This is a genomic window from Oryzomonas rubra, from assembly GCF_008369015.1.
Taxonomy (GTDB): Bacteria; Desulfobacterota; Desulfuromonadia; order Geobacterales; family Pseudopelobacteraceae; genus Oryzomonas; species Oryzomonas japonica.
The window spans coordinates 104,736-123,103 of record NZ_SRSD01000007.1; the positions used below are offsets into that span (position 1 = coordinate 104,736).

Here is an 18,368-nt window from a genome sequence, read left to right on the forward strand (position 1 = left end):
TAGAGTATCCCCATTATCGTTTTCCAGCCCACCTTTGGCACGACAGCCTCTCCACCCGGCTAACCGGCACACAATCACTGTTCCGGTTCCCATGAGGGGTGGCGGTTTTGTCGCTTCTTTTGGGGGAAATGTACGAATAGAGCACCGATCTCCTCCCTGATCCAATTTGAGGCCCGGCTTTTGCAAGTTTTTGAATAGCATGTAATTTGGCGGCGTTCATGTCGTGCCGCGTTCGAGGTACATGCGAACATGCCCCGAGGTGGCGATTGTCGCCCCGGCCTCACGGAATCAAGCCATCTTATAAGCGCCTGCCCGACAGCCTCTCGAGGACGCGTTCATGATACGAAGCCTGCTCGATCACCTCTCCTACCTTTCGTTGCGGAAACTTCTGCTCCTGCAGACCCTGCTGCTTGCCTTGCCGGCTGTGGGGTTGATCGTCCATTTTGGTCTGGACCAGCACAAAGATGCGCTGCAGGAAGGCGTCGCCGAGACGAGGAAACTGGCCTACAGCATTGCCTCCGAACAGAGAAATCTTACTGCGGCCGCACACCAGCTGGTGACCGTGCTGGGACAATTGCCTCAGGTCAGGGAACATAAGACGGCGGCCGTCAACGGTATTCTGACGAGTGTTCTCGCCCTGAATCCCCAGTATGCAAATATCGTGATCGCCGACCCAACAACGGGAGATGTGTGGGCATCGGCTCTGCCTCTTACCAAGCAGATCTCCCTGCGCGATAAGCGTACCTTCCGGAATGCCGTCAAAACCAGGCAATTTTCTTCCGGCGAATATGTCATTGGTCAGATTTCCACAAAACCGACCATCGGTTTCGGGTACCCGGTTCTTGATGAAAAAGGTGAGGTTAGGGCCGTTATTGCAGTCAACTTCAACTTTGACCATTACAATGTCCTGTTTAACCAGGCCGGCTTGCCCCAGGGGACGACCTTCAATATCATCGACTATAACGGGGTGATAATCGACAGAAACCTGAATCCCGAGGAGTTTGTCGGTAAAAAGGTCAACGACGGGATCTTCATGAGCATGGTGAACGGTCCTGAGGAGAACTCGTTTATTGATGTGGGGGTGTCCGGCGACCGGCGGATCATTTCGTACACCAAATTGCGGTTACGCAATGAAACGTTCCCTTACCTGTACGTTCGTGCCGGTATTCCTCTCCAGGCGACCCTGAGTAAAGCGGCGGAAAAGCAGTTTTACAATATGGCGTTCCTGTCGCTGTTCCTGCTCGCAGCCATTTTTTTGGCCCTGTTTATCGGCAAACACTGTTTTGTTAACAGAATCAATGCGTTGCGGGAGGCTTCCCACCGGTTGGCGGCAGGGACTCTTCACACGCGGGTTTCCGCTTGCCTGCAGGGGGGAGAGTTGGGGGATTTGGCCCAGACCTTCGACCAGATGGCGGATCAGCTTTCCGTCCGTGAGAAGGCCGTGCGGGAAAGCGAGGCCCGATTCCGCAGCGCTTTGGAAAACGCTCCCATCGGGATGGCACTCGTCTCTCTCAACGGTGCGTTTCTCCTGGTTAACCACGCCCTGTGCGCCATCCTGGGATATGAAAAAGAGGCGCTTCAAGGTTTGACCTTCGCGGAGGTAACCCACCCGGACGACCTGAACCTGGATATCCCCAATGTAGAGCGGCTGCTGGATGGAGAGGTTTCCGCCTATACCGTGGAAAAACGGTACATAACCAAGGGCCGCGAGTTGGTCTGGGGGCAACTGACCGCCTCTGTCCTCAAGGGCGACGAAGGCGCTCCGGAATATTTCATCGTTCAGATCGAGGATATCAGCGACCGGAAGAAGATTGAAAAAGAGCGTGAAGGGCTCATCGGGGATCTTCAGGGTGCGCTGTGCGATGTCAGGATATTGAGCGGCTTGCTGCCCATCTGCGACTCCTGCAAGAAGATCCGTGACGATAAGGGGTACTGGAACCAACTGGAAACCTATATCAGCAAACACTCAGGCGCCATGTTCAGCTACGGCATCTGTCCTGACTGCGAAGCCAGACTGCAGGGCCGCAGGGAAACCTGACAGGCCTGTTTCCCCTTACCCTTGGGGCACGTTTTCCTGCAACAACTCCAACTCCCTGATGCGTTCCTTCTGCTCCCGCTCCCGCTGCCATCGCGCCGTTACGTCGCGGATGATCGCGGCAACACCCTGAACCTGCCCGGCCGTATCCGTGACCACGACCATGGAAAATTCGGTGGAGATGCGGCTACCGTCCTTGCGCAGGGCGGGTGCGGAGAGCATTTCAACGCTGTAGCGGCTCGTACCGCTTGCCATGACCCGAAAGTAGCCGTCCCAGTGCCGTTGGCGCAGGTTCTCGGGTATGATCAGGTCCAGGGATTTGCCCAGCGCCTCTTCGCTACGGTAGCCGAACATTCGTTCCGCGCCGCTGTTCCAGAGTTGGATAATCCCCCTGCTGTCGGAAAACATCACGGCGTCATTGGCATTTTCAATGATGGTGCTGCAGAGTCGTTCAGTATCCATAGGCCCTCAACCTCTCGTTCGTATTTCGTTACGAGCGCCCCATAATGGGCCGCGAAACCGGCCGGTTTTCCCGCTTCTGCCGCTGTGTAGCCCGCGGTGATATCGCTTTTCAGTCTAGCAGGTATGAGCCGTTCGGCAAGGGGGTAGAGTATTCCGTCCTCTTTCGCGATATGGGCGCGCAGCAGTTCGGCGTAAGCCCGGGCATTTTCCACGACGAGCTCGGCGCAGCCGCCCTTGCCCGCCGTGGCCTCTTTGGCCGCTGCCTCCATGGCCCCCACATACTGTCTTCCCTGGTCATGCTCCAGCAGCATGGCGGCCACCGGACTGTGCTCGCGGGGCATGCCGTTTTCAAACAGTGCCGCAAAGAGGACATCCTCTTCTTTCGCGTGGTGGAAGCGGTCGGCGTAATTGCGGATAAAGTCCACGCCGTTCAGGTAGAATTGCCATCCGTCGTACGCTCCTGCGACGGTCCGGCGGGCATTGTGCTCCAGGAGGGCCACCATCCTGAGAATCAGGCGATGTTCGTTGACCAGCGCTTGGGTAATCTCGGCTTCCATCAATTCCTCCGTTCTCCGTTGACGCCTATTACCACGCACTCAAGGGGGATCTCCTGCCCGCTCCGGGCCAGTGCCTCCCTGACCAGAATGTCCAGACCGCGGCAGCAGGGTACTTCCATAATGGCCACGGTGATGCTCTTTATGGTGTTGGTGCTGAAGATGCCGGCCAGCTTTTCTACATAGGGGGTGGTGTCGTCCAGTTTGGGGCAGGCGATGGCCAGGGCTTTTCCCTTCAGCAGCTCCTGGTGCATGCCACCCATGGCATAGGCCACACAGTCGGCGCTGATCAGGAGGTCCGCGTCCTGGAGGTAGGATGCCGTTGATGGTATCAGATGGAGTTGCACCGGCCACTGTCGCAGCTCGGAACGAACTCTGACCGTAGTGCCTTCATCTGGTTCCGGTTGTTCGATGGTACGCGCCATGCTGCCGGGGCAGCCGCATCCGGGGTGTGTCATGATCATTCTCCTTTTGCCGTAAGGTAACTGTTGATTTTCTGTTGAATTGCCGCCTCGTCGTCCTCTGTCAGGCCGTGGATGGCGACGACGTCCTTTAAGAGACAGACACCCACCGTGCAGGTAACGCAGCCGATATCGTAGTGTTTGAGAATCCCGCCGATCTCCGGGTGTGTCTGGATTACGTCCTGGATGGCCTTGTCGCCTAGACCGCTTCTGAGTTCCATGGTCAACCTCCTCGCCTCCTGAAGTATGGTTGCAGGATAACCTGCCCAAGCGGGGAAAGTAATGATGCAGGTCAATATTTTGTCGGATATGGGGCGGAAAGAGGATTGGTTTGTCGTGAAACGGAGAAGGAATAGGAGCTGTGAACCCTTTTATTTGGAAGGGGGTTGAGGTATAAAAGGTGATGCAGGCGTTTCGTTCGACGAGTGATCGGTTTGAAGCGGCGGAGGTCTTAATCGGCAGCGCTGAGCAGGGAACACCCGTCGTTAAGATAGTCGGATGCGCAGACTTGATCGACGACCCAATAGAGGTTGTCCTGTCCCAGAAGGATGGCAACCGGCTCTTCAATGCTGATGGCATACATTTGCGCTATGGAATAAAATGGGAATTTGGCGTACACGGGTAACCGCTCCTGTTCGTTTGACAACTGGTCGTGCCTGCGTTGCTTAATGTTTTCTTTGTATAAGCATAAGGTGTGCCTAAAAAATAATGTAATATAAACAGCATGTTGCATGTATGTAACAAAATATTGACTTGTTTGGGCCTGTTTGGGGTATAGATATGTGTCTAAAATTTGACTTTTGGCGGTGAGCGTACAGATGGTGGATGTGATGGCAATGCTGGGCAGGTACTTTGAGGGTGCTGGGTTGGAGATCGTGGCCACCCATGGGAGGGTAGTGGCAGAACTTGCCCTGGCTGTCGGTCATGTGGCCTCTCTTTCCCCTGAGGAATGCACCTTCATACAGGAAGCGGCCATGCTGCACGACATTGGCGTATGTAGGGTTTCTGCCCCTGGAATCGGCGCTCTGGGGCCCCATCCCTACATCATGCATGGCATTCTGGGGCGGGAGATCCTTGAGCGCGAAGGCTTGTCGCAGCATGCCCTGGTGTGCGAACGCCACATCGGTGTCGGCTTGACGATCAAGGATATCGCTGACCAGAAGCTGCCGCTTCCCCCTCGGGATATGGTTCCCAGAACGACGGCAGAAGAAATTATCTGCTTTGCCGACCTGTTTTTCTCCAAAAAGCCGGACAGGTTGTCCCACAGAGCACCGCCTGAGCGGGTTCGTGAAAAGCTTTCCGGCTTTGGAAAAGACAAGCTTCAAATTTTTGACGCATGGATGGAACGCTTCGGGGCTGCTCTCCAGGTAGGGGGATGACCGGTCCGAAACCTGTTTCGTGAGGTGCCTTGCTTCCAGACGGTTATTCCATATACTTAATTGTGGTTGCATTTAAAACGGCTATGCAGTAAATTAACCCTCTTTTTATTGGGAAATCCCGTATTTTTTCAGGTGGTCTCATTGCAACAGGATGCCCCCACAATTGAACAGCTTCGCACCAGCATCGACACTATCGACAACCGGATTGTCGAGCTCCTCAACGAGCGCGCCCGGGTGGTGGTCGAGGTCGGTAAGCTTAAGTCCGGCAGCAATATGGAGTTCCATGTTCCCGGTCGCGAACGTCAGATCTATGAACGCCTGCTGAGTCGCAACCCCGGGCCCTTCCCCAACGACGCCCTGCGCAGTATCTACCGTGAAATCATATCGGCCAGCCTGGCCCTGGAATCCCCCATGAAAGTGGCCTTTCTGGGACCCAAAGCGACCTTCAGCCACCTGGCTACCATGCAGCAGTTCGGACTGTCCGCGGAACTGGTGCCGCTCAAGTCGATCCCATCGGTCTTCGAGGAGGTGGAGAAGGGCAAGGCGCTGTACGGCATGGTGCCGGTGGAAAATTCCACCGAAGGGGTCGTTTCCCATACCCTCGACATGTTCGTGGAGAGCAGCCTGAAGATCACCGCCGAGGTCCTGCTGGAGGTCCACCACGATCTGTTGTCCCGTTCCGGGCGACTTGAAGACGTCAAGAAGGTTTATTCCCATCCCCAGGCCATTGCCCAGTGTCGCCAATGGTTTGACGAAAATCTGCCCGGCGTGCCGCTGGTGGACGTAGCCTCCACGGCCGTGGCGGCACAGATGGTCAGCGAAGACAGTACCGCCGCCGCCATCGCCAGTGAACTTGCCGGTTCGCTCTATGATCTCAAGGTGGTCAGAACCAGAATAGAGGATCAGGTCAACAACTTTACACGCTTCCTGGTGATCGCCCGCAAGGAGATCGAACGCTCCGGCAACGACAAGACCTCCATACTATTCTCCGTCAAGGATGAGCCGGGCATCCTCTGCCGCATGCTGGAGCCTTTTGCCAAGCGCGGCATCAATCTCTCCAAGATCGAATCGCGTCCCTACAAGAAAAAGGCCTGGGAATACATATTTTTTCTCGACCTGTTTGGCCACGTTTCCGAACCGGAAGTGGCGGCGGCCCTGGACGAACTCAAAGAGTGCTGTCAATTTCTCAAAGTCCTCGGTTCCTATCCGCGGTCGATATAGGAGCGAGACGGCATGTCCATGATCATTGAGCGTCTGACCGTCATCGGCGTTGGCTTGATCGGCGGTTCCTTTGCGCGGGCCCTGCGTGAAGCAGGCGCGGTCGGCACCATCGTCGGCGTCGACACCGATCGTGATAACCTGAACCAGGCCCTTTCCCTGGGGGTTGTCGATGAGATCACACCCGACGTCGCTCGTGGCGTGCGGGATGCCCAGGTGGTGTTCGTTTCGGTTCCGGTCTGTTCCATCCCGATGGTGGTCCGGGAGATTGCCCCCTTTCTCCCCCCGGGCTGCATCGTCAGCGACGGCGGCAGCGTCAAGTCCGCCATTGTGCGGGAGTGCGAGGCGCTCATGCCACCGGGATGCACATTTGTCGGCGGGCACCCCATTGCCGGCACCGAACATTCGGGCGCAGCGGCAGCCTTTGCTGCACTCTTCACCGGCAAACGCTGTATCCTGACGCCGACCCCTGCCACCGACGCGGGGGCATACGATACGATGGCGCGGCTCTGGCGGTCTGCCGGTGCCAATGTCTGCTCTATGGAGCCGGGTCACCACGACCGGATCTTCGCCGAAATATCCCACCTGCCACACGTCGTGGCGTACGCCCTGGTGCATGCCGTGGGAACGGCCGATGTGGAAGGGGAAAACGTGCTCTCCTACTCTGCCGGCGGTTTCAGGGATTTTACCCGCATCGCCTCTTCCGACCCGGTCATGTGGCGTGACATCACCCTGATGAACAGGGCGGCCCTCCTGACGAGCATCGATGGTTTTTCGGCGAGTCTGGCGGAGCTGCGTCGGCGCATCGACTGCAGCGATCCTGCGGCGTTAGCCGAATTTTTTACCATTGCCAAGCAGTTTCGCGATGGTATCCTCTGAACGAGAAAGATCAACTGTGCACCAACGGAGTCTTTGCGTGAAATCCATCACAATACAACCTGCATTGTCTGTCAATGGTGAGATCACTGTCCCCGGGGACAAGTCCATCTCCCACCGTTCCATCATGTTGGGGGCTATTGCCAATGGCGTCACCACCATCAGAGGTTTTCTGCGCGGTGAAGACAACATGGCGACCATGGGGGCTTTCCGCGCCATGGGGGTGCGGATCGAGGACGACGGCGAAATCGTGACGATACACGGCCAGGGGCTGCGTGGTCTCAGGGAGCCTGCGGACATCATCGATTGCGGTAATTCCGGCACCAGTATCCGCCTTTTGACCGGCCTTTTGGCAGGCCAATCCTTCTTCTCGGTGGTAACCGGCGACCAGTATCTGCGTAAGCGCCCCATGAAGCGGGTGGTGGAACCGCTTGTCCGCATGGGCGCCCGCATCATGGGGCGCGACAAGGGGACCCTGGCGCCGCTTGCCATCACCGGCGGCGCCCTGAATGCCATCGGCTATGAATCACCGGTTTCCAGCGCCCAGGTGAAATCCGCCATCATGCTGGCCGGCCTGTATGCCGACGGGGAAACCTCCGTCCGCGAACCGACCCTTTCCCGCGACCACTCGGAGCGCATGTTCCGCCTGTTCGGGGCCTCGCTGGAAGTGTTTAAAAATGGCGTCACGGTTCGTGGGGGGACCGAACTCACCGGTCAGGAAATCGGGGTTCCGGGCGACATCTCCTCGGCGGCCTTTTTCATGGTCGCGGCCCTGGTCACGCCGGGGGCGGAATTGCTCATCCGCAACGTGGGCATCAACCCGACCCGCACGGGGATCATCGACATACTCAGGTCCATGGGCGGCTCTCTCGAACTGCTCCACGAGCGCGAAGTTTCCGGCGAGCCGGTGGCCGATGTCCTGGTCCGCTCGTCGCGGCTGAAGGCCATCCAGATCTCCGGCGACGTGGTGCCGCGGGCCATCGACGAATTCCCGGTCATCTGTGTGGCGGCAGCCTGCGCGGAAGGGCGGACCACGGTGAGAGGGGCCAAGGAGTTGCGGGTCAAGGAAACCGACCGGATCGCGGCCATGGCAACGAACCTGCGCACGCTCGGGGTCGTGGTTGAGGAGTGCGACGACGGTATGGACATCCTCGGCACGGAACGCCTCGGCGGCGGCACGGTGGAAAGCTACGGCGATCACCGCATCGCCATGTCCCTTTCGGTTGCGGCCCTAGTGTCGCACGGCGGGATTACCATCCGCGATGTTGAGTGCGTGGCAACGTCCTTTCCTTCCTTTTTCCCGCTGTTGGAACAGGTCGCAGGCAGGTGATGGCCGTGAACGCACGCCCCAACGGCCTGATCATCGCCATAGACGGTCCTTCCGGCGCCGGTAAGAGCACCATCGCCCGTTTGCTGGCCAAGAGGCTTGGCTATCTCCAGATCGATACCGGTGCCATGTATCGGGCTGTGGCCTTTCTGGTCGGTCAGGCGGGGATCGATCCTGGCGATGCCGCTGCCGTGGAGCGCCTCTGCAGCAGCGCGGATATCCGCCTTGATAACGCCAACTGCTCCCTGCGGGTGTATGCCAACGGACAGGATGTGACCGAGTTGATCCGAACGCCGGAGATGTCCCTGATGACCTCGCGCATCTCGGCCCTCAGGCCGGTGCGCGAATCCATGATGCTGCTTCAACGCCGGTTGGGACAGGACGGCGGTGTGGTGCTCGAAGGGCGGGACATCGGCACGGCTGTCTTTCCCGACGCCGAGCTCAAATTCTTCCTCTTCGCCTCCCCCGAGGAACGGGGGAAGCGTCGTTACGCGGAACTGGTCGGCAACGGGGAGCAGGTAACCCTGGAAGAGACCATCGAAGCGGTTACCCGGAGGGATCGCCAGGATTCCCAGCGTGATATCGCCCCGCTCAGGCAGGCCGAGGACGCAATTCCCGTTGATTCGTCCCATAGCAGTATCGACGAGGTGCTGAACAAAATGGAAGACATTGCCAGGGGAAAAATCCAACAGGCTGGAACACTACTATGAAAGTACTTCTCGCAAAGCGCGCAGGATTCTGCTTCGGCGTCAAGCGGGCCACCCAGATGGCCTTTGAGGCGGCGGGGATCGATAAAACAACCTATACCCTCGGGCCGATCATTCACTCCCCCCAGGTCGTCAACAAGCTGGAGGAGATGGGGGTCAAGGTGCTTAAGAACCTGGACACCATGGATCGCGGCACCATCATCATCCGCTCCCACGGGGTAGCTTCCCACGAGATCGAAGAGGCGGTGCAAAAGCAGTTGGAGATCGTTGACGCGACCTGTCCTTTCGTCAAGAAGGCCCAGGAACATGTCAAGCGGCTCTCCGAGACCGGCTACGGCGTGGTTGTGGTTGGAGATGCCGACCATCCCGAGGTGCAGGGGATCGTCTCCTATGGCGGCGACAAGGTGTTTGTCGTCGGTTCCGGCGAAGAGGTTAGCAAACTTCCCAAGATGAACAAGATCGGCGTCGTCGCCCAGACGACCCAGTCGTTCGAAAACCTCAAAAATGTCGTGTCGGAGTGCCTTTTGCGGGGCGGTGAGATTCGGGTGTTCAACACGATCTGCGACGCCACGGCGATACGCCAGGAGGAAGCCAAGGAGTTGGCGTACCAGGTTGACTGCATGCTGGTGGTGGGGGGCTTCAACAGCGCCAACACGCGCCGGTTATCCGAGGTGTGTGTTGAAATCCAGCCGCGCACCCACCACATAGAAACCGCCGCCGAGATCGATCCCGGTTGGTTTGACGGGGTTGAGCGGGTCGGGGTCACGGCCGGGGCATCGACTCCCAAATGGATCATCGATGAAGTGGTGAGCCGGATTGAGGAGCTGAATAAAAGCAATTGAATTTTTCCCAACTCGTTGCTATATTACTATGCTTACAAATACATCATATACAAAACAGGAAAACAGCAAGATAGAAAAACGTCCAGGGGGTAAGTTTTAATGGTTGATTTCAAAAGGCTCGACACTTCAGACACCGGTGAGCAAGACGACGACGCTGAACAGCAAAGCAGTGAATTTGCCGCGCTCTACAACGAGAGTCTCAAAGAAAGGCCTGAACGGGATAAAATTATAGAAGGTACGGTCGTCCGTATTGACCAGGATACCGTGTTGGTGGATATCGGCCTTAAGTCGGAAGGTTTTGTTTCGGCCAACGAGTTCCGTGATGCCAATGGCGAGATTACGGTTCAGGTCGGTGAGCGCATTCGGGTCCTCATGACGCGCGAAGACGGGAAAAAGGGGTATATCCTCTCGAAAAGAAAGGCCGACTACCTGGCCGCCTGGGAAAAGATCGGCGGTTCCGGGCAGGAAGGCGGCATTATCGAAGGGACCATTACGGCACGGGTCAACGGGGGGTACACGGTGGATATCGGTGTTCCCGCTTTCCTCCCCACCTCTCAGGTGGATATCAGGCCGTCGTCCGATGCCGAAAGCTATATTGGCTTGAAGTCCAAGTTCAAGATCATCAAGCTGAACCAAAAACGCGACAATATCGTTCTCTCCCGCCGCGCCATCCTTGAGGAGGAACGGGCCGCAATCCGCGACGTAACCCTCGCAAAGCTCGAGGAAGGGCAGATTGTGAATGGCGTTGTCAAAAACGTCACCGATTACGGGGCATTTGTGGATCTGGGGGGCGTGGATGGGTTGCTGCATGTCTCCGACCTCTCCTGGGGCCGGGTGGGCAAACCGTCCGATATCCTCAAGCCGGGTCAGGAGGTGACCGCCAAGGTGCTCAAGTTTGATCGCGCCAAGGGGAAAATATCCCTCGGCATCAAGCAGACCCTTTCCGATCCCTGGCTGGAAGTCCCCTCCCGCTATCCCCTGGAGACACGCATCAGGGGCCGCGTTGTCAGCCTGATGGAATACGGTGCCTTTGTGGAATTGGAACCGGGTGTCGAAGGTTTGATCCATGTCTCCGAGATGTCCTGGACCAAGCGGGTCCGCCGCGCCGCCGATGTACTCACTGTCGGCGACGAGGTTGAGGCGGTCGTGCTGGGGATTGACATGGACAACCGCAAGATATCCCTGGGGCTGAAGCAGGTGTCGGAAAACCCCTGGAAAACGATTGCCGAAAAGTACCCCGTTGGCACCAAGATCGAAGGCCAGATCAAGAACATGACCGATTTCGGCATGTTCATCGGCATAGAAGACGGCATCGACGGTCTGGTCCATGTCTCCGATATCTCGTGGACCAAGCGGGTCAAACACCCCGGCGATGTCTACGAAAAAGCACAACTCGTCCAGGCCGTGGTACTCAAGGTGGATGTGGACAACGAGCGTCTCTCTCTCGGCATCAAACAGCTTGAGCCGGACCCCTGGAGCCTCGCTCCCGACAAGTACCGGGCCGGTGCCAAAGTGACCGGCAAGGTGACCTCCCTGACCGATTTCGGCGTCTTTGTCGAGCTTGAAGAGGGGATTGAAGGTTTGATCCACGTATCCGAGCTGTCCCGCGAAAAAGTGCCGTCTGCCAAGGAATTCGCTGCCATCGGCGACAGCCTTGAGGCGGTGGTGTTGAGTTGCGATTCGCGTGAACGCCGCATTTCGCTCTCCATCAAGGCAATGCAGGCTGCGGCGGAGAAGGCTGAGTTTGCCCAATACCTGAGCTCCCAAGGCGAGGCGACCTCCAACTTAGGTGAGCTTTTGCAGCAGGAACTTAACAACAAAAACAATCAATAATTCACGTTTTACTACGAAGCAGGAGACGATGCGATGACCAAAAGTGAACTGATCGAAAAAGTCGTTCAGACACACGGAATGTTGAATATGAAGGTTTCTGAAGCCCTTGTGAACACGGTTTTCGATTCCATCGAAGATGCCCTGAAAACCGGCGACAAGGTGGAAATCCGCGGGTTCGGCAGCTTTACGATACGTGAACGTTCGGGACGTGAGGCCCGCAATCCCAAGAGTGGCGAGGTTGTCCGCATCCCGGCGAAAAAGACGCCGTTTTTCAAGACCGGCAAGGAATTGAAGGAACGGGTAAACTGCTAAGCAGTTCCCTCAATGGTTGAACCGCCGCCCGGATGGCGGAACTGGTAGACGCAAGAGACTTAAAATCTCTCGACTCTCGGGTCGTGCCGGTTCGACCCCGGCTCCGGGCACCAGCATGAAACGACAAAAGGGCTTTGCAGGTTGTACCTGTAAGCCCTTTTGTGCATTCTGGGTGCGGGGGTGATGTCTACGCCACGGGCATGTTGAAAATTTTTCAGAAAAAGTATACAAACATAGTTTCTGACTCATGTAAAACGGTCTAGAATCTTCATATTGTTAATGCTTGGGGAGGTAGCGATGAGCCTTGTAAAATTGTATGACACAACCCTGCGGGATGGTACCCAGGCAGAAGACATTTCGTTACTGGTGGAGGATAAGGTCCGCATAGCCCGTAAACTGGACGAACTTGGGATTCAGTATATCGAAGGAGGGTGGCCGGGAAGTAATCCAAAGGATGTCGCTTTTTTCAAGGATATCAAGAAGGAAAAACTACGGCAGGCCAAGATTGCCGCCTTCGGTTCCACCCGCCGGGCCAAGGTGACGCCGGACAAGGACAACAATATTGTCACCCTGATCAAGGCTGAGGCAGATGCCATCACGATCTTCGGCAAGACGTGGGACTTCCATGTCCGTGAGGCGTTGCGCATCTCCCTGGAGGAAAATCTGGAGTTGATTTATGATTCTCTGGAATACCTGAAAAAGCATGCGCCGGAAGTCTTTTACGATGCGGAGCATTTCTTCGACGGTTATAAGGCCAACCCCGACTATGCCATTAAGACCCTCAAGGCGGCGGAAGAGGCCAACGTCGATTGCATCATCCTGTGCGACACCAATGGCGGGACCATGCCGTTCGAGGTGGCCGAGATCATCAAGGCGGTAAAGGAACAGATCAAGACGCCGCTCGGCATTCATGCCCATAACGACTCCGAGTGTGCCGTAGCCAACTCCCTGCACGCCGTGGACCTGGGGATCGTACAGGTTCAGGGGACCATCAACGGCTTTGGCGAGCGATGCGGCAACGCCAACCTCTGTTCCATCATCCCCGCCCTCAAGATCAAGATGGCTAAGGAGTGCATCAGCGACGAACAGATGCGCCACCTCAGGGAGTTATCCCGCTTTGTCTACGAGTTGGCCAATATCTCCCCCGACAAGCACCAAGCCTATGTGGGGAATTCCGCCTTTGCCCATAAGGGTGGCGTTCATGTCAGCGCCATCCAGCGGCACCCGGAAACCTACGAGCATATGCGGCCCGAACGGGTTGGCAATTGCACCCGGGTTCTTGTTTCGGACCTCTCCGGTCGCTCGAATATCCTGGCCAAGGCTGAAGAGTTCAACATAAACCTCGACAGCAAGGACCCGGTCACCCTGGAGATCCTCGACAATATCAAGGAGATGGAGAACCGTGGGTATCAATTCGAAGGTGCCGAGGCATCCTTTGAGTTGCTGATGAAGAAGGCGTTGGGAACCCATCGCAAGTTTTTCACCGTACTTGGCTTCCGGGTCATTGACGAAAAACGGGGCGAAGACCAGAAGCCCTTGGCCGAGGCGACCATCATGGTCAGGGTCGGCGGCAAGGTCGAGCATACCGCCGCCGAAGGCAGCGGTCCGGTCAACGCCTTGGACAACGCCATCCGCAAGGCGTTGGAAAAATTCTATCCCAAGCTCAAAGAGGTCAAACTCCTGGACTACAAGGTCCGCGTTCTGCCGGCAGGGCAGGGTACGGCTTCATCGACCCGCGTTCTGATCGAGTCGGGTGACAGGCATACGCGCTGGGGGACCGTCGGCGTATCCGATAATATCATCGATGCCTCCTACCAGGCTTTGATCGACAGTATTGATTTCAAGCTGCACAAGTCGGAGGAACAGGAATAGCCGGTTTGTGAACAGCGTCACCGTGAGCGGGCAAAAGCCACGGACCAGCGCCGCGCTGGTCCGGATAACGGCTCCGCCCGGGAGCATGGGAGGCAGGACATGGTTCGTTATGAGCGCATAATCCTTCTTCTTGTCGCAGCGGCTCTTTTGATCCCTGCTGGTATAAAAACCCGTCAAAGCGCACAAAATGCCGCTTTGGCGGGTTTTTCCGTCAAAGGATTCGTGCGTGTGGAAGGGGACGTGGCGCATCCCGGCATGTATCCCTTGTCCGCCAATTTGGTGACGCTTAGCGCCATAAAAATGGCGGAGCCATTGCGGCCTCTCAAAAGACTAGCACCGGCAGGCGCTGCTGGGCGGCGTCTCAAAAACGGCGAAGGTATTCGCCTCACGATCCGGGAGGACGGGCAGGGGGACGTGATCTTCATCCCGCTGCCAGCTTCTGAAAGAATGCTCATGGGCATTCCCTTGGATATCAATACGATGGGTGCGGCTGATTTTGACCGGCTCCCCGGCATCGGCCCCTTAATCGCCGGGCGCATTGTCACCTATCGTCAAAATAATGGCGGTTCAATGGCGCTGGAAGAGTTGCTCAAGGTGGAAGGAATAGGGGAAAAACGGTATGAAACAATAAAAAGGTATTTCTAACTGGCTGAATAAAATGGTGATATTATAATACGACAATTTATGTTGGATTGCGTAGCTGGAATTGGCACGCATGGTGTAAACACTCATAGGTACTGATTTTACTGAAATTTCGCTATGAGGAGGAGTGCTATGCAATGTCCACGCTGCAAGGGCCGTATGTTCGCCGAGAAATTCTACGATTTTGTCCGCTCGTTCGATGCATGGAAATGCACGTGCTGTGGTGAAATGCTTGACTCCACCATTCTTGCCAACCGGACGCGTTGCAACGACACCCACCTCGGCTGATAGAACACTGTACATGAGGCTTTAACAAACCAGGGAACCTGTTTCAGGTTCCCTTTTTGTTTGACACGCGGGCAACGAAAGGATATTGAACACCTTCCAGATTTTTACCGGAAGGAGTGAGGCAATGACAAGGAATGACGGCAGGGGATGCTGCGATTTGCGCCCTATCACCATCATGCGCAACTTCACCAAGCACGCCGAGGGTTCCGTGCTGATCGCATTCGGCGACACGCGGGTCATCTGTACGGCATCGGTGGAGGAATCCGTCCCGCCGTTTTTGAAGGGCAGGGGAACCGGGTGGGTAACTGCCGAGTACGCAATGCTGCCCCGGGCTACCCACACTCGGTCACCGCGTGAGGCGGCGAAAGGAAAGCAAACCGGCCGGACACTGGAGATTCAGCGCCTGATCGGGCGCTCGTTGCGTGCCGTTACCGACCTGGCCCGGTTGGGTGAGCGGTCCATTTATATCGATTGCGACGTTATCCAGGCTGACGGCGGCACGCGAACCGCCTCCATCACCGGGGCCTATGTCGCCCTGGCCGATGCGTTGGCCGGGCTCCGCGACAAGGGTGTTTTTGTCGATATTCCGCTCAAGGAAGCCGTGGCTGCGGTCAGCGTCGGCATTATTGCCGGCGAACCGATGCTGGACCTGAATTACCTGGAAGATTCCAGCGCTGAGGTCGACATGAATTTTGTCATGACATCCAGTGGCCGCTTTGTGGAGGTTCAGGGGACTGCGGAGGCCGAACCGTTCACCATTGACCAGATGGATGCCATGCGCGACCAGGCCATGGCCGGCATACAGCAGCTCTTTGCGTTCCAGCAGGAGGCTCTGCGGGGATGAAAGAGCTCGTCGTTGCCACGCGTAACCGGGGAAAGCTGGTGGAAATTCAGGCCCTGCTGTCCGGCTTGGTCGCATCGGTTCGGTGCGCCGGAGACTTTGCGGGATTCCCGGATACTGTGGAGGATGGTGCTACCTTTGCGGAAAATGCCCTGAAAAAGGCTCGTGAAGCCGCCAGCTTCAGTGGACTGCCGGCCCTGGCAGACGATTCCGGCCTGGTGGTGGATGCGCTTGAAGGCCGCCCCGGTGTCTATTCTGCCCGTTTTGCCGGCGAAGGAGCCGGGGATGCCGCCAACAATGCCAAGCTGCTTACAGAACTGGCGGGAGTGCCGCCTGAATCGAGAACGGCGGCCTTTGTCTGTACGCTGGCTTTTGTGACACCCGCCGGCGATACGCATCTCTTCACCGGCAGGGTGGGGGGGCGCATTCTCGACGCCGCGCGCGGCGAAGGCGGCTTTGGCTATGATCCGCTTTTTCTGGTCGATGGTTGTGACCGGACCATGGCGGAACTCGGCGTCGATGAAAAGAATCGTATCAGTCACCGGGGACAGGCCTTCCGTCTGTTTCATGGGTATCTACAGGAAGGGTGCGATAAATCGTGAAAGATGAACGTGAAATAAAACGTGGGGGAAAACGCCCCGTAAAACAGTCCGCTTCCCCGCGCGGTACTGCTGCTGTTGTATCCAAGGACGCCCGCTGGACCCCCCAAATCAAACGCAATGCGGTGATGGAGTTTGCCATAACCGCCCTGGATGAGGATGGCTACGGTACGGCGCGTACCGACGACGGTATGACGCTCCGGGTCGGCGGAGCCCTGCCGAGCGATGTCGTCCTGGTCAGAATTGATCAAATTTCCCGCGGCACGGCCTATGGCCACATGCTCAAACTGCTGCACCCTTCGCCGCTGCGCAGTAAACGCCCTCCCTGTACGGAAAGCGCCGATTGCCTCGGTTGTCCTTTGATCGCCATGAAGTACCGTGAGCAGACCGCCTGGAAACGTGGGATGATCCTGGCGGAATTGGCCAAACATAGTGATTTGGCCGGTATTACCGTTCACCCACTGCTCTCTCCGGAAAATCTGATCCACTATCGCACAACGGCTAAACTGACCATCGCCGGCAAGTGGTCCGATCCGTTTATCGGCATCTACCGCCGCGCCAGCCACGATGTCTACGATCTGGATCAATGTCCGCTCCATCACCCGCTGATCAATAAGGTTGTGGAAGCGGTGAGGCAGGGGATCGTCAAGCTGAAGGTGCCGGTCTATAACCCCCATAGCAAGATGGGGCTGCTGCGCTATCTTGTGGTGCGGGTTTCCGTGCATGAGCGCAAAGCCATGGTGGTCTTTGTGACGGCCCAGCGTTCCTATAATGAGATTCATCACCTGGGGCGCTTTGTCCAGGGAATGATACCCGAAATCGAGGTCATGGCCCAGAATGTGAATGCCTCCGAGGGGAATGTCATTTTGGGGCAGAAAGATTACTTCCTGACGCCCCAGCACTACCTGACGGAGAGGATCGGCGATGTTGCGTTTCAGGTCTCCCCCCGGTCGTTTTTTCAGGTCAATAACTCGGGTGCGCGCCTGATCTACGAACAGGTGAAGCGCTGGGCCGGTCTGGGGGGCGGGGAGAACGTGCTCGACCTCTATTGCGGCATCGGTGGGATAGCGTTGTTTCTGGCCGATCAGGCGGCGCAGGTGATCGGTATCGAGGTTGTGGAAGAGGCGGTGGCGGATGCCCGTCGGAATGCCAAGCTCAATGGCCGCAAAAACTGCCGCTTCGAAGCCGGTGATGCAGCGGAGCTACTCGAAGATCTGGCGGAGGAAGGGCAGCGGATCGACGTTGCGGTGCTCAATCCTCCCCGCAAGGGGTGTGCGCCGGATGTGCTGGACACGGTTGCAGGCCTGGCTCCTTCCAGGATTATCTATGTGTCCTGCTATCCCCAGAGCCTGGCACGCGACTTGGTGGCCCTGAAAAGCCGTGGCTATTGTTGCCGGGAAATCCAGCCGGTAGACATGTTTCCCCAGACGGTTCATGTGGAAAACGTGGCCCTGCTGGAAAGGCAGGTAACTCCATAAATAGTGCTGATCCCTGATGGGCTTGCAGCGACCTTTCTCGTGTGAAGTTGAAACCCGCGTTCTACGGCGTGATGATGTGGATTGGTTATGCCGGTCCTGAATAGAAACGTTGGTGCGTGTCACCACGGAACACTTCGTTTACCCAAATTACCCTCCCAATACATACATCCCTCGGTTGCTACGGAATCAGGTATTTCCTTTCGCTGATTTGCCAGCCTTGCATTCACCGCTTATCTGCTGATGGTGTGTTGTCGGAATATTTGTACGATGGGTGTTAATAATTCCGACACATTAGGTAGGTAGGCTTGCAAAAAGGCGATTCTGCGGTACCCTGCCATAAAACGCTTAATATTGTTACGTTAATGCGCCTCGTTGCCCGGGGAGAGGACTCGCCTCTAATCCGTAACACACAAAAATATAATGATATAGAGAATCAAAGAACAATAAACAACATCATCCTTCCCGACTGGCTGAAGGAATAGTACAACGAGAGGATAGGGCCAAAATTCAAGGGTTTTCCTGGGGTCTGGCAGCCGTTGCCAGAATTTATGCCCGCCTGAAAGCATATTGGCATTAAGTGTGCTGTCTGATATCTCAGGAGATGTGGTTGTAAAATATGCCTGATACCAGAAGGCCTGTAGT

The 18,368-nt window shown here is 56.7% G+C and carries 20 protein-coding genes and 1 tRNA gene; 16 read left to right on the top strand and 5 right to left on the bottom strand.

Annotation, left to right across the window (positions count from 1 at the left end; all coding sequences use genetic code 11):
* The first annotated feature begins 337 nt into the window (after nt 1-337).
* Entirely contained in the window at nt 338-2,038 is a 1,701-nt protein-coding gene (locus ET418_RS12195; RefSeq protein ID WP_149307893.1) for a HAMP domain-containing protein, read from the top strand.
* Between the two features lie 15 nt (nt 2,039-2,053).
* On the opposite strand, the gene ET418_RS12200 is transcribed toward ET418_RS12195, so the two are convergent.
* The 5 genes from ET418_RS12200 to ET418_RS12220 form a co-directional block, all read right to left on the bottom strand.
* Nucleotides 2,054-2,497, bottom strand: coding sequence for a PAS domain-containing protein (locus ET418_RS12200; protein ID WP_149307894.1), 444 nt, complete (start codon nt 2,495-2,497; stop codon nt 2,054-2,056).
* Complete coding sequence (locus ET418_RS12205; RefSeq protein WP_149307895.1) at nt 2,443-3,054, bottom strand: hemerythrin domain-containing protein; 612 nt, start codon at nt 3,052-3,054, stop codon at nt 2,443-2,445. Before ET418_RS12205 ends, ET418_RS12200 begins: the two co-directional genes overlap by 55 nt.
* Nucleotides 3,054-3,509: an iron-sulfur cluster-binding oxidoreductase gene (locus tag ET418_RS12210; protein ID WP_149307896.1), complete on the bottom strand. Its 456-nt coding sequence runs from the start codon at nt 3,507-3,509 to the stop codon at nt 3,054-3,056. Before ET418_RS12210 ends, ET418_RS12205 begins: the two co-directional genes overlap by 1 nt.
* A gap of 2 nt (nt 3,510-3,511) precedes the next feature.
* On the bottom strand, nt 3,512-3,733 hold the full coding sequence (locus ET418_RS12215) for a hypothetical protein (protein WP_149307897.1): 222 nt from the start codon (nt 3,731-3,733) through the stop codon (nt 3,512-3,514).
* A 230-nt stretch (nt 3,734-3,963) separates the two neighbouring features.
* On the bottom strand, nt 3,964-4,131 hold the full coding sequence (locus ET418_RS12220) for a hypothetical protein (RefSeq protein WP_188055513.1): 168 nt from the start codon (nt 4,129-4,131) through the stop codon (nt 3,964-3,966).
* Between the two features lie 211 nt (nt 4,132-4,342).
* Here ET418_RS12220 and ET418_RS12225 point away from each other — a divergent pair, with 211 nt between their 5' ends.
* From ET418_RS12225 to rlmD, 15 genes are all read left to right on the top strand, one after another.
* Nucleotides 4,343-4,891, top strand: coding sequence for a phosphohydrolase (locus ET418_RS12225; RefSeq protein ID WP_246153049.1), 549 nt, complete (start codon nt 4,343-4,345; stop codon nt 4,889-4,891).
* A gap of 141 nt (nt 4,892-5,032) precedes the next feature.
* Nucleotides 5,033-6,112, top strand: a complete 1,080-nt coding sequence (pheA, locus tag ET418_RS12230; RefSeq protein ID WP_149307900.1) for a prephenate dehydratase — start codon at nt 5,033-5,035, stop codon at nt 6,110-6,112.
* Between the two features lie 12 nt (nt 6,113-6,124).
* Nucleotides 6,125-6,988, top strand: coding sequence for a prephenate dehydrogenase (locus ET418_RS12235; RefSeq protein ID WP_149307901.1), 864 nt, complete (start codon nt 6,125-6,127; stop codon nt 6,986-6,988).
* Nucleotides 6,989-7,025: 37 nt separating this feature from the next.
* Nucleotides 7,026-8,315 (top strand): 3-phosphoshikimate 1-carboxyvinyltransferase, encoded by a 1,290-nt coding sequence (gene aroA, locus ET418_RS12240; RefSeq protein WP_149307902.1) that lies wholly within the window; start codon nt 7,026-7,028, stop codon nt 8,313-8,315.
* Between the two features lie 5 nt (nt 8,316-8,320).
* Nucleotides 8,321-9,022 (top strand): (d)CMP kinase, encoded by a 702-nt coding sequence (gene cmk / locus ET418_RS12245; RefSeq protein WP_420819523.1) that lies wholly within the window; start codon nt 8,321-8,323, stop codon nt 9,020-9,022.
* Entirely contained in the window at nt 9,019-9,861 is an 843-nt protein-coding gene (ispH, locus tag ET418_RS12250; RefSeq protein ID WP_149307904.1) for a 4-hydroxy-3-methylbut-2-enyl diphosphate reductase, read from the top strand. The genes cmk and ispH overlap by 4 nt, the downstream gene beginning before the upstream one ends.
* A 99-nt stretch (nt 9,862-9,960) precedes the next feature.
* Complete coding sequence (locus ET418_RS12255) at nt 9,961-11,694, top strand: 30S ribosomal protein S1 (protein WP_149307905.1); 1,734 nt, start codon at nt 9,961-9,963, stop codon at nt 11,692-11,694.
* 33 nt (nt 11,695-11,727) lie between these two features.
* Nucleotides 11,728-12,006, top strand: coding sequence for an integration host factor subunit beta (locus tag ET418_RS12260; protein WP_149210658.1), 279 nt, complete (start codon nt 11,728-11,730; stop codon nt 12,004-12,006).
* Nucleotides 12,007-12,032: 26 nt separating this feature from the next.
* Nucleotides 12,033-12,119, top strand: a tRNA-Leu gene (locus ET418_RS12265).
* A 184-nt stretch (nt 12,120-12,303) separates the two neighbouring features.
* A complete protein-coding gene (cimA, locus tag ET418_RS12270; RefSeq protein ID WP_149307906.1) occupies nt 12,304-13,878 on the top strand; it encodes a citramalate synthase in 1,575 nt (524 codons plus the stop codon).
* A gap of 99 nt (nt 13,879-13,977) precedes the next feature.
* Complete coding sequence (locus tag ET418_RS12275; protein ID WP_149307907.1) at nt 13,978-14,523, top strand: ComEA family DNA-binding protein; 546 nt, start codon at nt 13,978-13,980, stop codon at nt 14,521-14,523.
* A 129-nt stretch (nt 14,524-14,652) separates the two neighbouring features.
* Nucleotides 14,653-14,808 carry a hypothetical protein gene (locus tag ET418_RS12280; protein ID WP_149210655.1) on the top strand — a complete coding sequence of 52 codons (156 nt, stop codon included), beginning with the start codon at nt 14,653-14,655 and terminating at the stop codon, nt 14,806-14,808.
* A gap of 124 nt (nt 14,809-14,932) precedes the next feature.
* Nucleotides 14,933-15,652: a ribonuclease PH gene (rph, locus tag ET418_RS12285; RefSeq protein ID WP_149307908.1), complete on the top strand. Its 720-nt coding sequence runs from the start codon at nt 14,933-14,935 to the stop codon at nt 15,650-15,652.
* Nucleotides 15,649-16,251: an XTP/dITP diphosphatase gene (locus ET418_RS12290; RefSeq protein WP_149307909.1), complete on the top strand. Its 603-nt coding sequence runs from the start codon at nt 15,649-15,651 to the stop codon at nt 16,249-16,251. Before rph ends, ET418_RS12290 begins: the two co-directional genes overlap by 4 nt.
* Nucleotides 16,248-17,726, top strand: a complete 1,479-nt coding sequence (gene rlmD / locus ET418_RS12295) for a 23S rRNA (uracil(1939)-C(5))-methyltransferase RlmD (RefSeq protein ID WP_246153050.1) — start codon at nt 16,248-16,250, stop codon at nt 17,724-17,726. The genes ET418_RS12290 and rlmD overlap by 4 nt, the downstream gene beginning before the upstream one ends.
* Nucleotides 17,727-18,368 lie beyond the last annotated feature (642 nt).

Bases quoted from the DNA above. Each gene is read 5' to 3' on its own strand.
- rph (WP_149307908.1), top strand. From the start codon at position 14,933: ATGACAAGGAATGACGGCAGGGGATGCTGCGATTTGCGCCCTATCACC.
- ET418_RS12235 (WP_149307901.1), top strand. From the start codon at position 6,125: ATGTCCATGATCATTGAGCGTCTGACCGTCATCGGCGTTGGCTTGATC.
- ET418_RS12275 (WP_149307907.1), top strand. From the start codon at position 13,978: ATGGTTCGTTATGAGCGCATAATCCTTCTTCTTGTCGCAGCGGCTCTT.
- ispH (WP_149307904.1), top strand. From the start codon at position 9,019: ATGAAAGTACTTCTCGCAAAGCGCGCAGGATTCTGCTTCGGCGTCAAG.
- ET418_RS12205 (WP_149307895.1), bottom strand. From the start codon at position 3,054: ATGGAAGCCGAGATTACCCAAGCGCTGGTCAACGAACATCGCCTGATT.
- ET418_RS12280 (WP_149210655.1), top strand. From the start codon at position 14,653: ATGCAATGTCCACGCTGCAAGGGCCGTATGTTCGCCGAGAAATTCTAC.
- ET418_RS12210 (WP_149307896.1), bottom strand. From the start codon at position 3,509: ATGACACACCCCGGATGCGGCTGCCCCGGCAGCATGGCGCGTACCATC.
- ET418_RS12255 (WP_149307905.1), top strand. From the start codon at position 9,961: ATGGTTGATTTCAAAAGGCTCGACACTTCAGACACCGGTGAGCAAGAC.
- ET418_RS12260 (WP_149210658.1), top strand. From the start codon at position 11,728: ATGACCAAAAGTGAACTGATCGAAAAAGTCGTTCAGACACACGGAATG.
- ET418_RS12215 (WP_149307897.1), bottom strand. From the start codon at position 3,733: ATGGAACTCAGAAGCGGTCTAGGCGACAAGGCCATCCAGGACGTAATC.
- ET418_RS12200 (WP_149307894.1), bottom strand. From the start codon at position 2,497: ATGGATACTGAACGACTCTGCAGCACCATCATTGAAAATGCCAATGAC.
- ET418_RS12195 (WP_149307893.1), top strand. From the start codon at position 338: ATGATACGAAGCCTGCTCGATCACCTCTCCTACCTTTCGTTGCGGAAA.
- ET418_RS12225 (WP_246153049.1), top strand. From the start codon at position 4,343: ATGGCAATGCTGGGCAGGTACTTTGAGGGTGCTGGGTTGGAGATCGTG.
- ET418_RS12290 (WP_149307909.1), top strand. From the start codon at position 15,649: ATGAAAGAGCTCGTCGTTGCCACGCGTAACCGGGGAAAGCTGGTGGAA.
- cimA (WP_149307906.1), top strand. From the start codon at position 12,304: ATGAGCCTTGTAAAATTGTATGACACAACCCTGCGGGATGGTACCCAG.